Genomic DNA, 15,396 nt, shown 5'->3' with positions numbered 1-15,396 from the left:
GGCATTTGCGAGAAAGATATGCGGGTACTATTATAAAAATTAATGGGCAAAAAAAATCATGACTGTAATAAATCAACTTTCATCATCATTAGGACATAAAGGGAATGATGCGAATATAGCTTTAGCTAAGAAACTTGCTGAAACTGAAAATAGTGATGCTATTAAAGAACTTGTTGAAAATCTAAAAAACAAGGATAAAAAAATACAAGCTGATTGTATAAAAACACTTTATGAAGTTGCCTATATAAAACCAGATTTGATTGCGAGTTACTATTCAGAATTTTTAGAATTATTATCAAACAAAAACAATAGATTGGTTTGGGGTGGAATGATTGCCTTAATGACAATTACAGATTTGAAAAGTAAGGAATTATTTGAATCATTAGATTTGATTTCAGATACGGTAAATCAAGGTTCCATTATAACGATTGATTCAGGAGTTGAGATTTACGCAAAGCTTAATAAATATTCGGAATATCAGGACAAAGTAGAAAATTTGTTGACTGACCAATTATGGAAATGCCCAATAAAACAATTGCCTAAGTATATGGAAAAATCAATTATTTCGATAACTAAATGGAATAAGGAGATTTATAAAAAAATAATTAATGAACGAAAACCGGAATGTGAAAAAGACTCTCAAGTAAAAAGACTTGATAAAGTGTTGAAACAGATTGATAAGATATAAAACGCATTATGAGAATTAGTATAGCTAATCTTTAGTAGAATGCTGAATGTATTTACCAACTACAATAGCAGTAACAATTACTAAATAAAACTGCCCCATTAAACCTGTTATAATAGCTGCTTTTTGAGATAAAGGAGTAGTAGGAACAATATCGCCGTAACCAATAGTCATTAAGGTTATGTAAGAATAATACATAATAGAATCTAAGCCTAAAGCGACTTTACTGCCATCTATTACAATTCCTTTAAACGAATTAGGCTCTAATAATTCTATAGTAGCAAATAGAAAAAAAGCAATAAACCCTAAAGAAATATAACCACACATTAAACCAATAACTACAGTGTTATTAACCCGTTTAGCTTTCCATATTTGCATGATAATTTGGTGGGTAACTATGATATAAAAAATAAAATAAACACTTAATCTTATTAAAAAATTATCTTGAAAATCTGTATTTCTACTTATCATACTACTACCAAAAACAAATAAAGAAATGGTAAATAGTATAATTAAAAACCACATCAATTTTTTCTTTTTAGAAATAAGCAAAATCCCTGCTATTGTATTGACTAAAAATAAAATTGGGGTTAATACATTTTCGAAAAATTCACTAGGAAACAGTAAAGACCCAAACAATATAAATAATTGTGTAACAAAAAAAATCTCGAATCTATGTTTATATAAATCCTTAATCATCCAATAGGGTTTCATTGAACTCATAATCTTTATAATTCACCTTAAAAAAGGCACTGTATAATGAAGGTATAAATAACAATGTAATTACTGTACCAAATAATAACCCTACCATTATGCCTATAGCCATGCCTTCCCACATTTCACCTCCAGAAATATATAATGGTATTAAGCCTAAAACGGTAGTAAATGTAGCTAGAAGTATTGGGCGAAAGCGTTGTAAACAAGCCGCTATAACAGCATCTTGTTCTGTTCTACCTAAATCTCGTTCTTCTATTTCCATACGATCAATAAGTACTATAGCATTATTAATTACAATTCCTGCTAAAGAGATTACTCCTAAAAACGGCATAAATCCAAACGCTTCTCTAAAAATTAACAACCCAATTACTACACCAATAATTCCTAAAGGAATAGTTAACACTACCATGGTCATTTTTCTGAAAGAATTAAACTGAATAATTAAAAGTAAAACAATAATAAACCCAGAAACAGGTAAGTACCCAATTACTGAGCCCATACTTTCTGCTGTTTGTTTGGCATCACCTCCAAACTCATAGCGATAGTCTTGTGGCCAATTTTGCTGTTGTTCTTCTAACCAAGGTGTTATCACTTTGGTGATTTCAGATGCATTCCCACTTGCTCTTAATTCACTAGTTACATTTATAGTTCTACGTAAATCAAAACGTTTAATTTTTGAATATTGCCACTGCGGAACTATGGAAGCTACTTGCAATAATGGCACACTAGCTCCTGAGTTTTGTGAGTATATATTTAAAGTTTCTAATGATGCTAAAGATTGTTGCTGATTATCATCACTACGCATGAGAATTGGAATCGATTTATCATCTTCCCGATATTCACCAGTTTGAAAACCATCTAAAACCGTTCGTAAAGACGTTGCAATATCTTCACTGCTAACCCCTGCGGTTTGTGCTCTATTTTGATCTATTTCTATTAAGAATTTTTTGCTTTTTGGCCCCCAGTCATCCTTAACATTTTTGGTTCCTGAAATACTTGATAATTTTAATTTAACAGCTTCAGCTATTTGAGATAACTCATCTGGATTCTGACCTGAGACTTTAATTTCTATCGGCGTTCCTCCTCCTCCAGCCCCTAAAGCACCTACTTTAATATCTGCATTTGGGAAACTATTAAACGTAAACTTATCTAGTTTCGCAACCATTTTATTGTTTTCATTAAAAGATGAGGTGTTCACTAAAATGTGTGCGTAATTAGAATTTGCTTCATCTGGCGAATATCCTAAATCATATGACTCTGGTCCTTCTCCTATATATGATGACCAATCTGAAATTCCAGCAGTTCTACTATCATTAACCTGCAACGAATCTGCCATAAATTGCTCAATACGTTTTACAACTTCTGTAGTACGCTCTATTTTGTTTCCTTCTGGAAGATTAATGTTTATAGTAATCATATTACGATCGCTATCTGGAAAGAAAATAAATGGAATTTTGGTAAAACCATACAAAGAGGCAAAGAAAATAAGGAAAATGCCAATAATCACTTTCCACTTATTTAACAGTGCCAGCAGAATAAGGTCTTTATAATACACTTTAAGTTTATTAATAATTCTATCAATAAAGCTTGGTTTCTTTTCCCCTTTAGGGGCTACTTTTAAAAACAGGTAACAGAATAATGTAATAACTGTTAATGCTATTATCCAAGATGATAGTAATGCAATTGTTATCACAACAAAAATAGGTCCTACAATGTCTCCCATTGTTGTAGGTGATAAAAAGAATGCTAAAAAGGCGGCAGACGTGGTTAAAGTAGAAATGAGTAATGGCATCCATAATTCAGAAAAAGCTTCCAACGCTGCTTGCTTTTTGTCTATGCCTTGTTCCATTTTAACCATAATAGTCTCGGCGACCACAATGGCGTTATCCACTAACATTCCTAAAGCCATAATCAAGGCTGCTAACGTCACTTGATTTAGTCCTATATTTATGATTCCCATAATCATTAAAGTCATAATGGTTACAATAGGAATCAAACTGGCAATAACAAAGCCTGTTCTAAAACCCAGAAAGATTAACATAACTAATAATACAATACCTATAGATTGCATAAGGTTTACAATAAAGTCGCCAACTTTAACATCTATGTATGTATCTAAAGAAGATACTCTGGTAAGCTCTAGTCCTATTGGTAATTTTTGTTGCCATTCGTTTACAACTTTATTTACTTCTTCTCCTAGTGTAATTACATTAGCATTTTCTTTTAAGTTAACATGTAATGAAATAGCATCTTTCCCATTAATTCTTACTTTTTGAGTTGGTGGGTCTATATAAGCCTTTCTTATAGTTGTGATATCTCCTAATTTTACCAATTGCGAGCCATTGCTATTACCAACAGATATAAGCATGTTTCTTATATCTTCAACCGAATTAAAATTTCCAGTAGGCTCCAATATAATACGCTCATCTCCTAAATTAATTTGTCCGCCAGAATTTAAAATATTAGTAGAAGCTATAGATTGTTGTAGTTTAGAAGCAGAGAGCCCATATTCTTTTAACCTCGTATTGTCAAACTCAACAAAAATGCGCTCTTCTTGTTCTCCTCCCATTTCAACTTTTGCAGCATCAGGTATTTTGATAAGTGCATCTTTTATATCATCTGCATATGTTTTCATTTCTGCATAGGAATAACCGTCAGAAGTTAAGCCAACTACAATACCATACACATCTCCTACACCATCATCGTTTAAAGAAGGGTTTACACCCTGAGGTAATCCTTGTAATGCATTTAATTTTCTACGAAGTCGATCCCAAACACCTTGCATTTTTCCTGACGCTACTTCATCTTTTAAGGTTACGGTAACCACAGACAACCCTGTTCTAGAGGTACTAGAAACTTCTTTTAATTCAGGGAGTTCTTGGGCTACTTTTTCTATTTTATCGGTTACTAATTGCTCAACACGTTCTGGTCCAGCGCCTGGAAATTGAGATACTACCGTAGCAACTCTTACCGTATAGGGAGGCATACTATCTCGAGACAAGCCAGAATACATAGTTAAGCCCATAAGTATTATGGTACCTAGCACCATAAATGTAATTCTGTTTTTATCTATTGAAAATTGTGCTAAATTCATTGGTTGGTTGTTTAGAATTATTGAAGCCTTACTTCTTGTCCATCTAATAATGTTTGTAAGCCAGCAGTAGCAATTTTTTGTCCCGCTTTTAATCCAGATTTTATCTCAAACCCTTCATTAGTTAAATCACCAATAGTAATTTGTTGTTTCTTAACTTTAGTAATCTCTCCTGCTTCTTCTACAAGAAACACAAAACGCCCATTACTATCTTCTCCAACAGCATTTGCTGGTACAACTAAAATAGTTTTATCATTTTTACTATCTCCAAAATCGAAAGTGATATTAGCTGCCATACCACTTTTAATTTCATCACTAGGGTTTACTATAGTGACACGCACTGGATAAGTAGATGTATTGGCATCAACTGCAGGTGCTATTTCGGTTACTTTAGCTTTAAATTTTTTATTAGGTAGAGAAGAAAAGTCTACATCTACCACCATATCTTGTTTTACACCATTAATAACACTTTCAGGAATTCCTAAAGTAATCTCCATATCTCTTCCTGCATTAAGTGTCGCTACAGGGTCGCCAGGGTTAACATTTTCATCAACTTCAGAATTTACAGCAGCAATAACACCATCTTCTGGTGCGTAGAGGTATCCAAAACGAATTTGTTCTTGTTGAATTGATACGCCTCGTTTAGCAGATTCATGACTTTGTTGCGCAGTTTTATATGCGTTTTTTGCCGCTTCAAAATCACTTAATGACGAACTCCCTTTTTCGTATAGTGAACGCACTCTATTTAAACTCAATTTAGCTGTGTTCATTTGAGAAGCAGCACTATTCAAGTCTGTTAAGGATTGCTCATAAGACAAGCGAGACTGAACATTATCTAGTTTAGATAACAACTGTCCTTTTTTTACTTTCTGCCCTAATTTGATATCATATTGAGTAATGATTCCTGTATTTCTAAAACTTAATTTAATAATTTTATCTGTTTGAGCTGTTCCGCTAAATGTTCTTATTTTTCCTCCTCCTAAATAACTAACTTCTTGATATTTAACAGGGCGCACAAACTTTTCTACAGTCTTTTTCTCTTCAGCACAAGAAAATACTACTAAAAGGATTATGATACAAAGGTTGGTTATATTCTTCATAATTATATTTTTAATTTCTATTATTCAAAAATTCAATAAATCGTTGGTTAAAATTTGCGTTATCTGCTTCACTATTAAGTAAAAAATAATACCCTAAATAACGTTCTAACTGCAATGCATTAATCATATAGTTATACACTGCACTTACTCTTGCTATCTGAGCATTTAGATAATTGTTTTGAGCATCAATTAACTGAACAATATTTACTGCTCCGTTAGAATAAGAGGCTTGAGTTAATTCAAGGGCTTCATTCGCAGTTTCTTCAGAAACTTTAGATAATTCAATATTGGATATTTGATTAATAACATCTAAAACAATGTTTCTAATGTTTACTGCAATATTTAATTCAGTATTCTCCTTATTAATATTTAGTTGATCTTTTTGAATTAATGCCGTTTGACGATTTATATTAGTTTGGTTGCTATTAAGTATAGGAATAGAAACATTTAAACCAATATTGTAATTGCTATCTAAAAAGCTAGAGCCTGCTGGTGCAGTACTGCCTACACCACTTCTATCAAAAACCCTATTGTATTGCCCTTGTAACGCTACTGTTGGCAAAAAACGTCCAGAGCCATTTAATTTGATATTCCGATTTGTGGCCTCTAAGTTATAACCTAAAGCTTTTAATTCAGGTGCGTTTACTTTAGACTCTTGAATCAAAAATTCTATAAATGGTTCTCTTAAAGTAGGGTCGTCCAACATCTCTATAAAATTGTCATAGTTATAACGCTTTAATAACTCACTGGTTAAATCAACATCTTCTATACTAATCTCTCTATTTATGGGATTATTAAGCAGTTGATTTATAACTACAAGGCTTTGTTCAAATTGATTAATTGCTTCAACCAAAGATTGTGTGTTTTGTGCCATTTGACTACGAAAACGAAGTAGATCTGATTTACCTGATTCACCAGCTTTAAAATTCTGTTCGGCTATTTGCAAATTACGTTTGGTAAGGTCTAAATTTCTTGCCTGTATCTGTAAGTTGGCTTTTAGTATGAGGACATTAAAATAAGCGTTTGAAGCATTAAAAATAGTATTAAGCTGTTCTATATTGAAGCTTTCTTGTTGTGCTTTCTGTAAGCTTTTTTGAATAGAGATATTAGCATTTGCTGCCTCTGAAAAAACCGTTTGCTGTAAGGTTATATTTCCTGCTGTTTGAAATTCTGGATTTTGGCCACTACTAATTTCTGCTAAATTAGGATCTGTATACGTTCCATTAGCAGATGCCGTTACATTGGGCAAATAATTACTCTTTGCCAACTTTACGTCTTGCTCACTTAACACGACATCTTTTTGAACAGATTGCAAGGATAAATTCTGATTAAGTACAGTATTAATTACTTCTAATAAATTGTATTGTTTCTCTGAGATTGCATTCTTAAAGTCTCCAACAAAATCTGTGTCATTAATTAAGCTGTATTTTATGGGAACACCAACTAATTCGGCAGTATTAAAATTCATGGTTAAACGACTGCTATAGTCAATAAAAACTGGCATATTAGATAACAACTCTCCGTTTATAAATCCTTCTATAGAAAGCGCAACACGACGGATAAACTGATCGAAATTATCTTCAGGCTGATTAGTTGCCATAATACCTAATTTCACTTGTTTAATACTATTATTGGTAAACGATGGTAACTGCTTACTAATAAAAGTTTGTGCAAGTAAATCGACTTCACTGTCTTTTAAGAAAAAACCACTAGCTAAATATACCGCATCAACTCCTTCTAGGTTTGAAGTAATGTCTGATACTGTTTCAAAAGGAATGAGCTTGTAATCTGCATCTATGTCTTCAAACTCTTTATCAAATGTTTCTTTTATAGGTAAAAGATCTATAATATGGTTTTCAATTAAGATGCCTAGTTTTTTATAATTAGTAAGTTCTTTAAACTTGATAAAGTCTTCTTGATAAGACTCCGATTCTACTAAATAAGTAAAATTATTTATACCAGATGTTACTTTAGTAAAATCAATTGTGCTAAAATCTCGGTTAACAGCTCCAAACAAAATAGTTGGTTTTTTATAAACCGTTTGCTTACTAACTATTTCGTTGTTTATTATACCAAACGCAAGAATTATGTCTGTATCATTATTGATAAGCTTATTATAATCTTCTTCAGCCTTTTTAAGATTATAGTTGTTTACAAGAATATTACTTTCAGAAAAACTAACCGTAGCATCTTCTCCTACTACTGCAATAATTTGGTCTTGCATTGTTTTTAGCAGTGGATTGACTTCTTCTGTTCTATTATCTAGAAGAATTCCTATGTTATATATTTTTTTTTGTGCAAAGACGAATGATACTGAGAGTACCATAAGGATGGTTAATATCTTTTTCATTTACCATAAAGTTAGTTAGCTTCAATTTACGAAAAAAAAACATCTATCCTAATTTATAAAAAATAAGGCTATTAACTTTTTATGAAAAAAAAAGCTTGAAAGAAGTTTAAAAACCAAACCCAATTTTGAAGGCTAAACGTAAACCATCATCGCTATTAAATGCTGAGATATTAGCAGTAAACATATCTGCAGCATTGGCAAATATTCCACCACCAAATGATGTATTCCAAGTATTGGAATGGTACATAGGGCTTAACAACAAACTGTCGTCAACCCAAACACGTCCATAATCAAAACCTCCATAAAATCCTATATTTAAAGGCATTAATCCTGTTTTTACCTTACGAAGATTTAATCGTATATCTGTACTCTGCGCAAAGGCACTTTTACCTGTAAAACGTTCATTTCTATAACCTCGCAGTCCATTATTAGCACCAATATTTGCGCCTTGATAAAACTCAAAATCATCTCCTAAATTAAAATGCCCTTTAAATTTTGTAGCTAAAACTAGTTGGCCACTTGGCTCCAGCTTATAATCGAAGCTCAATTCTGGGATAACATACCCAAAACCTTTAGATTCACTAACATTATTTTTATAACCTGTTTGGATTGCAAATAGCATCCCTAAGGTTGGAAACGCTTTATTATCAGAATTTGCAAATTGATACTTTGCATGAATGCCATAAAAATCATCATTAACATCAACATTATCTCCAATAAATTCATCATTTATAAATCGTCCTTCGGTTTCTTCAACCTCAATAGATTCGTAGGATACTCCAACCTCAAAACTAGCGCCTAAGCGACCTCTCCATACTAAGGTAGGATAAAATTCTAAAGTCCTTAATTTTACTCGATTATAGTCCAAATCTACATCAAGGCCATCATTTTCATCAGCCTCTGGGTTGGGTGTTGCATTACCATAACCAAAAAAGTTTACAGCATAATTTGGACTAGTAAACTTAGCATTTATACCTAAATTCATGTTTCCAACCACATTTGCAAATTCTCCTTTGTAACCTAAATCAAATCCTTGAGTAGCAAAATAATATGCTGCAGACATGGTATGCTGAGAAGTAAATGGATTACGTTCAAAACCATAATGAGTTAGGGTATTAGAAAAGCCTATTTTAAAACCATCATCTGGGTTAGACCCTATAGTTGGCACAAATTGATTGCTACTATTTTTTAGTTTCTTATAATCATATACATTTGTTTCGTAATCATCTGTTAGTTTTCTACTTCCTTTATTGGTTTTAAACTTGCTTTTTTTAGATTTATAATCATATATTTTTACGCGTTTCCCATTCTGAACATCATAAACATCTTTGTTTTGACCTCCTATTAAGCGGAGTTTAATTAACTGATTACCTACTCCAGATACTTTAAACATATCGTCATCATCTAAACCATAAATCCAGATTTCTTTGGTGTCATGGCAAGTATAAATACGTTGATGAAAAACATCTGCTTTTTTTCCTTTTTTAATACGATAGGCTGTTACTTTTGTATCTCCTTTTGGCATACGTTCAACCTCAAACCAATCGTCTTTATCTGTTCCTTTTATAATTGCAAACTCATTAATATGATTATAATATTGATCTGATATTTTTTGAAGATTGCTGCGCCTACCTTGTAACTTTCTTTTAATATCTTGTATTGTTTCTTGATTTACTTCTGAAGGGAAATAAGTAAAGGCTTCATCAATAATACCATCTGTTAAATTCTCGACAATATGCTTTACTTGAGCATTCCAAACACTTCGATTAGATTGATTTATCAAGGCCATATCTAACGGGTAAGGTTCTAAATTAAACCATTTTGGACTTTTTAAATCTTCATCATAACTTTTCATTAAACGGAGCGATGGTAAAACCGTTGTTGCAAAACTTAGCAAAGCGCCATCGGCCATAATTGAAAACGCTTGATCGCGATCTCTAGGCACAGGGCGATATATTGTTTTTTTATTTTCCTTAAACTTTGCCCAACGCCATTGATCTTCATGTCTATCCCAGTCTCCAATAAGCATATCAAATAAACGTGCTCTTACATAAGCTTCTTCATCTAAAATGATGTCTTCATCTTTATTTAATTCTTTAAGTAAATCGTCTGTACTAATTAACTCATTTGAAAAACCAAAGCTAGCCTTGTCTCCATGACCATCAGAAGCACGTTCTTCTATCATATATAATTCATCTCCAAATTCATCATTAAATTCACCTAAAGCTTTTTGTTTAGGAATATAATACAATACAGGGTTGGTATGATAAACACCCACAGCATTTGATAATGTTGCTATTGTGAAAGGCGCATAAGGATGAGACCCTGTAAAAACATCTAGCAATAGTTTTTCGGTATAAGTATCATTAAACTGTCCTTCAATATATTGGTCTTTAAAAGCTACCGCTTGTAAATACTGAAGTGCATTTTTACGAAGTGCACGCATTACATATTCTCTGCCTTGTTTATCTTGCAAACGAACAGATTTAGACTGATGCCCACCTCCTTTTCTTACTGGGGTTAACCCTCCGAATAAAGTGTCAAGATTAACTGTTGGAACTGTTACTTTTTTACTAAACTCTTCACGATAACGCTCTCCCCAAAGTGCTTTATAAATACCGCCTTTAGTGGTTTCTTTTTCTGAATAAATTGAAGCCGTTTTTTGCTTAACTAAATTCTCACTGTATTTAATACTTGGTACCGTTTTTTCTGGAGCAATAACTTCTGTTTGAAATACAACGTTATTTACTTCTGTAGAATAAAAACGAACATGAGATGAACCATCTTTAAACACATCTAATCTAGCATATCCTGGCGTACCGTAAGAGAATTTCCCGTTTCCAACATTTCGCGTTGCCATAGATTTGGATCCCGATCCGCTAACAATTTGTGGTAAGTTATCTTGAACAATATACTGTAAATTATGATCGTGCCCTGAAACAAAAATGGTTTTATCATTTTCTTGAGATAATGTTATAATACGTTTTCTAAAATCATTATAGAGGTTATTTTGAATATCGACTGTAGTTACTCCTCCTGTTTTGCGAAGCACATTTTTTAATGTTCCTAAAACAGGAATAGGAGACATATGACTGCCAAAAGAATATTGCCCACCATGAGAACCATTAGTAAACATAGGATGATGCAATGCTACAATTGTTGTTTTCCCTCTAGCTTTCTTTATTAAACTTTCAAATTCTTCAAAAAACTTAGCTCGTGTTTTAATCTCGCAATCATCATTTATAGTTGGATGTTTATCCCAATCGGTTAAATACCATTCCGAATCAACAACTAACATAACAACCTCATCAGATATATTTACCTTTTCAATTGGGCATCCGTTTTCTGGCAAAAATGTATTCTTGCCTAATGCATTTTCAATGTACTTTTCTTGACGTTTAAGCCCTTCTAGACCATTGCTATACCAATCATGATTACCTGGAATAAAAATAGCTTCTCCTTTAAAATCCTTAACTGCATTGGTTTGAATTTTTAATTGATGTTCTGCAAAATCATACCCTTCATCTCCTTTATTTGGCAACCCGTTTGGGTAAATATTATCTCCTAAAAAAATAGCCGTACTATTTTTTGAAGCTTTACTCAATTCAGTTTTAAACGCTAGTAATGCCTCCGAAGATGAACCTATAGGCGAATTTCCAGCATCGCCTATTAAATAAAAAGAATGCTCTATCTCTTTATTAGGGAAAACAGAATTGGTATTTTGATTTTTATATTGTGGCTGATAAGTTGCGCATGCATTAAGTATAAAAAAGATACCTGTAATGAAAACGATTTTGGTTAGCTTATACATTTTTGGTTGTTTAATTGTTTAAATTTAATCAAATCTAAAGTAACTTTAACATAACAAGTGGAATATTACTTTGGAAGACAGATTTTGAATTTTACTGCAATTACTTGTTTTCACAATTTTATGCATCCAAATACGAATACAAATTTTAAATTATTGATGTGTCAAACACTACTTTACTTGCAATAGTTTTATGTACTGGGCAGCGTGATGCAATTTCTTTTAAACGCTGTTTTTGCGAGGCATCTAAATTACCAACAAATTTTAATTTCTTACTAATATGATCCAAATACCCTGGTTCTTCTATATCTAGTTCCAACTCATCGCTATGCTTTTTAGAATGCGATATATAAACAAATACTTCTTGTAAATCCCATTGTTTACGTTGTGCATACATTTTTAAAGTCATAACTGTACAGGCCGCTAAACCCGCATTTAGATACTCGTAAGGTGAAGGTCCAAAATCATCTCCTCCAACTGATGTCGGTTCATCTGCAATCATACTATGCTTTTTGGTTTGTATAGAGGTTGTAAAGTTATCTTCAATTAAATTTAAATGCCCTACTAATTGCTCTCCTTGCGTTTCCAGCATCGTATTTTCTTTAGGCTCAAAGTAACGCTGCACCCAAGTTCCAATTACATTTCCAACATAATTACTATCATTAGAATTAGTTAATAAGTGATCTGCATTATCAAGTGTAATAAAACTTTTTGGATGATGCGCATTATGATACAATTGCTCAGCATTTTTAATACCAACAATAGCATCAGTTGGAGAATGCATTATTAACAGCGGTTTACGTAAGTTTTTCACAACTGAAGGCAAATCGGTTTTATCAAAATCTGAAACAAATTCAGGGTTTATTTTAAATGGTCGCCCACCAATATTTACTTCGGTTAACTCGCCTTCTCTTATTGAATCGATATCATGAGAGAATAAATGCTTAACATGACTTACCGTTGCTGGAGCACCAATTGTTGCTACGGCTTTAATGTTTTCTAGTTTTGAAGCTGCGCTAATTACAGCTGCGCCACCAAGCGAATGACCAACAAGTAATGCTGGTGCTTTATAATTGTTGCCCATGAAATTATTTACCGCAATTAAATCTCCTACATTTCCTGAAAAATGACTTTCGGCAAATTCGCCTTCACTTTTGCCTAAGCCTGTAAAATCAAAACGAACCACTCCAAATCCGTAATTGGTTAATGCGCGACTAATATTTTTTACAGCACTTAAAGAACTTGTACATGTAAAACAATGTGCAAAAATAGCATATCGATTAGGTTTTTGATTTGCTGGCAATTCTAAATACGCTTGCAAAGCCAAGCCTTTATCGTTTTCTATATTTAATTTTGTACTCTTCATTTTTCTAAATTGATATTATTAAATGTTCAACTTTCTTATCATCGACATAATTAGAAAACTTATCTAGCAAAAGTTGTAATTTAGGGTTGATAAATGTTTCGCAAAAAGGCTTATTTGGGTTTTTCTGATAATAGTTTTGAATGGCTTCTCGTGAGGCTTTAAATTCTAAAAAAGGAAATACTTTAGTTATAATCTTATCATCAAAACCCTTTTGAAGATTTTCAATTATCTTTTTAGAATTATTTTCTTGCTCACTTGAAAACGTATAAACTGCCGAACGATATTTATTCCTCATAGAATGATTACTATTGCTTTTATGCGTATGTAAATGAATCTCTATTAATGTTTCTAATGTAATTTCTTCGGTATTAAAATGTACAACAACAGCTTCTGAAAACTCTTGGTTTTCTCCAACTGAAGACACATAACCTTGCTCAACTTTTTCAACACCTTTCAAAGATTGAAAAACGGCTTCGGTACACCAATGGCATCCGCCTCCTAACGCAACTTTTGTTTTTCTATCCATTTATTTAGCTCTTTATCTGATGGGTTTCTCAGCTTCTTTTCATCAATAGTTATAGTCGGAAAATTAAGCTTTCTGTTTTTGTAAAGACCACGCAATTCTTCTGCGTAGTCTTTACTTTCTTCTACATCAAGAAATGTATAACTTAAACTATGTGTTTCAAAAAATGCTTTATAATACTGCGTTTTGTGACACCTTTCCGCTCCATAAAGTTTAATTTGCATTTTAGTTTAGGCTTTTAAAAAAGGTAATCGCTGCATCTGGGTTTAAGTGAAAATCTGAAAACACAACATTATCATTTTTATCAATAAAAATAAACCAAGGTGTGCCTCCTGTTTTATAGTTTCTCATAATATTTGAATGCGATTTACCATCATCTCCAGCATCATGTCCAAATGGTATTTTCAAATTATATTGCTTTTGAGTTTCCTCCATCTTTTCATAAGTATTAGAATCATGACCTTCAAAAACAGTTTGTATTGCTAAAAAAACAATCTTATTGTTATCTTTTAAAGCCTCTACCATTTTCTTCAAATCTGGCAACCCTTTGCTGTGGCAACCAGGACACCAATGCTGAAAACAATACACCACTTTAAACTTTCCTCTAAAATCTGAAAGTTTGATAGGTTCTGTTTTCTTTCCGTTGGCGTTAATCCAATCATTAACTAGAAATTCGGGAGCTTTAAATACTTGGGCTTCCTCTGCTTTATTTGACATTATAATTGTCCTTTCTTTTTTAAGGTTATTTTAATTTATCAGCATGGAGTTTTCTCAGTTTTGCCAATTTAGGTGTAATTACAAAACTGCAATACCCTTGCGTTTGATTATTTCTATAGTAATCTTGATGTTCTTTTTCTGCTTCATAAAAAACATCTAAAGGCGATATTTCTGTTACTACAGGGTTTTCATAATAAGGTGATATTTCTTTTGAAACAATTTCAGCAATTTCCTTTTGCGTATCATCATGATAATAAATTACCGAACGATATTGTGTGCCTCGATCTGCCCCTTGACGATTCAAAGTTGTTGGATCATGAGTTGTCATAAAAATGACTAAAATGTCTTCATAAGAAATTATACTTGCATCAAAAGTAACCTGTACAACTTCGGCGTGTCCAGTTAAACCTGAACAAATCTCTCTGTACGTTGGATGCCCTGGAACATTCCCTCCAGAATATCCAGACACTACTTTTTCTACACCTTTAACCTCTTGAAAAACAGCTTCTGTACACCAAAAACAACCACCACCAAAGGTAGCTATTTGTGAATTCTTATTTCCCATTAGCTGTCTCCTTACTTAAAGTCATTGATTCTGAATTGATGCAATAGCGTAGTCCACTTGGCTCAGGTCCATCAGGAAAAACATGTCCTAAGTGACCATCGCAAGTATTGCACATCACCTCTACACGAACCATCCCAAACGCAGTATCTCTTTCATATTTAATGGCATTGTCTTTAATAGGCTGTGTAAAACTAGGCCAACCTGTACCTGAACTAAATTTAATAGTAGAATCAAACAAAGGTGTATTACAACACACACAATTGTATTTACCTTCATCATAAATACTACAAAGTGCTCCACTATGCGGCCTTTCGGTTCCTTTTTGTCTTGTGATTCTAAATTGCTCTGGAGTTAATTGAGCTTTCCATTCAACCTCTGTTTTTTCAACACGTCTGTCTGGAATTGGGTTTCCTTTTACGGAAAAGTTGATTACTTCTTTCCAAGTTAGCATACTGTCGGTTCCTTTCTTTTTTA

The 15,396-nt window shown here is 32.7% G+C and carries 12 protein-coding genes; 1 reads left to right on the top strand and 11 read right to left on the bottom strand.

Annotated features, from left to right (window positions below; translation table 11 throughout):
- The first annotated feature begins 58 nt into the window (after positions 1 to 58).
- Positions 59 to 688 carry a hypothetical protein gene (locus tag M3P09_RS03385; RefSeq protein ID WP_249972025.1) on the top strand — a complete coding sequence of 210 codons (630 nt, stop codon included), beginning with the start codon at positions 59 to 61 and terminating at the stop codon, positions 686 to 688.
- A 24-nt stretch (positions 689 to 712) separates the two neighbouring features.
- On the opposite strand, the gene M3P09_RS03380 is transcribed toward M3P09_RS03385, so the two are convergent.
- From M3P09_RS03380 to msrB, 11 genes are all read right to left on the bottom strand, one after another.
- Positions 713 to 1,210 (bottom strand): ion channel, encoded by a 498-nt coding sequence (locus tag M3P09_RS03380; RefSeq protein WP_249972024.1) that lies wholly within the window; start codon positions 1,208 to 1,210, stop codon positions 713 to 715.
- Positions 1,211 to 1,376: 166 nt separating this feature from the next.
- Positions 1,377 to 4,496: an efflux RND transporter permease subunit gene (locus M3P09_RS03375; protein ID WP_249972023.1), complete on the bottom strand. Its 3,120-nt coding sequence runs from the start codon at positions 4,494 to 4,496 to the stop codon at positions 1,377 to 1,379.
- A gap of 17 nt (positions 4,497 to 4,513) precedes the next feature.
- Entirely contained in the window at positions 4,514 to 5,593 is a 1,080-nt protein-coding gene (locus tag M3P09_RS03370; protein ID WP_249972022.1) for an efflux RND transporter periplasmic adaptor subunit, read from the bottom strand.
- Between the two features lie 10 nt (positions 5,594 to 5,603).
- Positions 5,604 to 7,943 (bottom strand): TolC family protein, encoded by a 2,340-nt coding sequence (locus M3P09_RS03365; protein WP_249972021.1) that lies wholly within the window; start codon positions 7,941 to 7,943, stop codon positions 5,604 to 5,606.
- Between the two features lie 106 nt (positions 7,944 to 8,049).
- Positions 8,050 to 11,754 carry a metallophosphoesterase gene (locus M3P09_RS03360; RefSeq protein ID WP_249972020.1) on the bottom strand — a complete coding sequence of 1,235 codons (3,705 nt, stop codon included), beginning with the start codon at positions 11,752 to 11,754 and terminating at the stop codon, positions 8,050 to 8,052.
- Positions 11,755 to 11,899: 145 nt separating this feature from the next.
- A complete protein-coding gene (locus M3P09_RS03355; RefSeq protein WP_249972019.1) occupies positions 11,900 to 13,117 on the bottom strand; it encodes a bifunctional alpha/beta hydrolase/OsmC family protein in 1,218 nt (405 codons plus the stop codon).
- A 4-nt stretch (positions 13,118 to 13,121) separates the two neighbouring features.
- Positions 13,122 to 13,643, bottom strand: a complete 522-nt coding sequence (locus M3P09_RS03350) for a peptide-methionine (S)-S-oxide reductase (RefSeq protein WP_099564638.1) — start codon at positions 13,641 to 13,643, stop codon at positions 13,122 to 13,124.
- The gene (locus tag M3P09_RS03345; RefSeq protein ID WP_249972018.1) at positions 13,616 to 13,864 is read right to left on the bottom strand and encodes a glutaredoxin family protein; all 249 of its coding nucleotides are present in this window, start codon (positions 13,862 to 13,864) and stop codon (positions 13,616 to 13,618) included. The genes M3P09_RS03350 and M3P09_RS03345 overlap by 28 nt, the downstream gene beginning before the upstream one ends.
- Before the next feature lies 1 nt (position 13,865).
- Positions 13,866 to 14,357, bottom strand: coding sequence for a peroxiredoxin family protein (locus tag M3P09_RS03340; protein ID WP_249972017.1), 492 nt, complete (start codon positions 14,355 to 14,357; stop codon positions 13,866 to 13,868).
- Between the two features lie 25 nt (positions 14,358 to 14,382).
- Positions 14,383 to 14,922, bottom strand: coding sequence for a peptide-methionine (S)-S-oxide reductase MsrA (gene msrA, locus M3P09_RS03335; protein ID WP_249972016.1), 540 nt, complete (start codon positions 14,920 to 14,922; stop codon positions 14,383 to 14,385).
- Entirely contained in the window at positions 14,912 to 15,373 is a 462-nt protein-coding gene (gene msrB / locus M3P09_RS03330; protein WP_249972015.1) for a peptide-methionine (R)-S-oxide reductase MsrB, read from the bottom strand. The genes msrA and msrB overlap by 11 nt, the downstream gene beginning before the upstream one ends.
- Between the last annotated feature and the right edge of the window lie 23 nt (positions 15,374 to 15,396).

The sequence above is a fragment of the Jejuia spongiicola genome, assembly GCF_023502325.1.
GTDB lineage: Bacteria > Bacteroidota > Bacteroidia > Flavobacteriales > Flavobacteriaceae > Wocania_A > Wocania_A spongiicola.
This window is presented reverse-complemented; position numbering and strand designations above follow the sequence as displayed.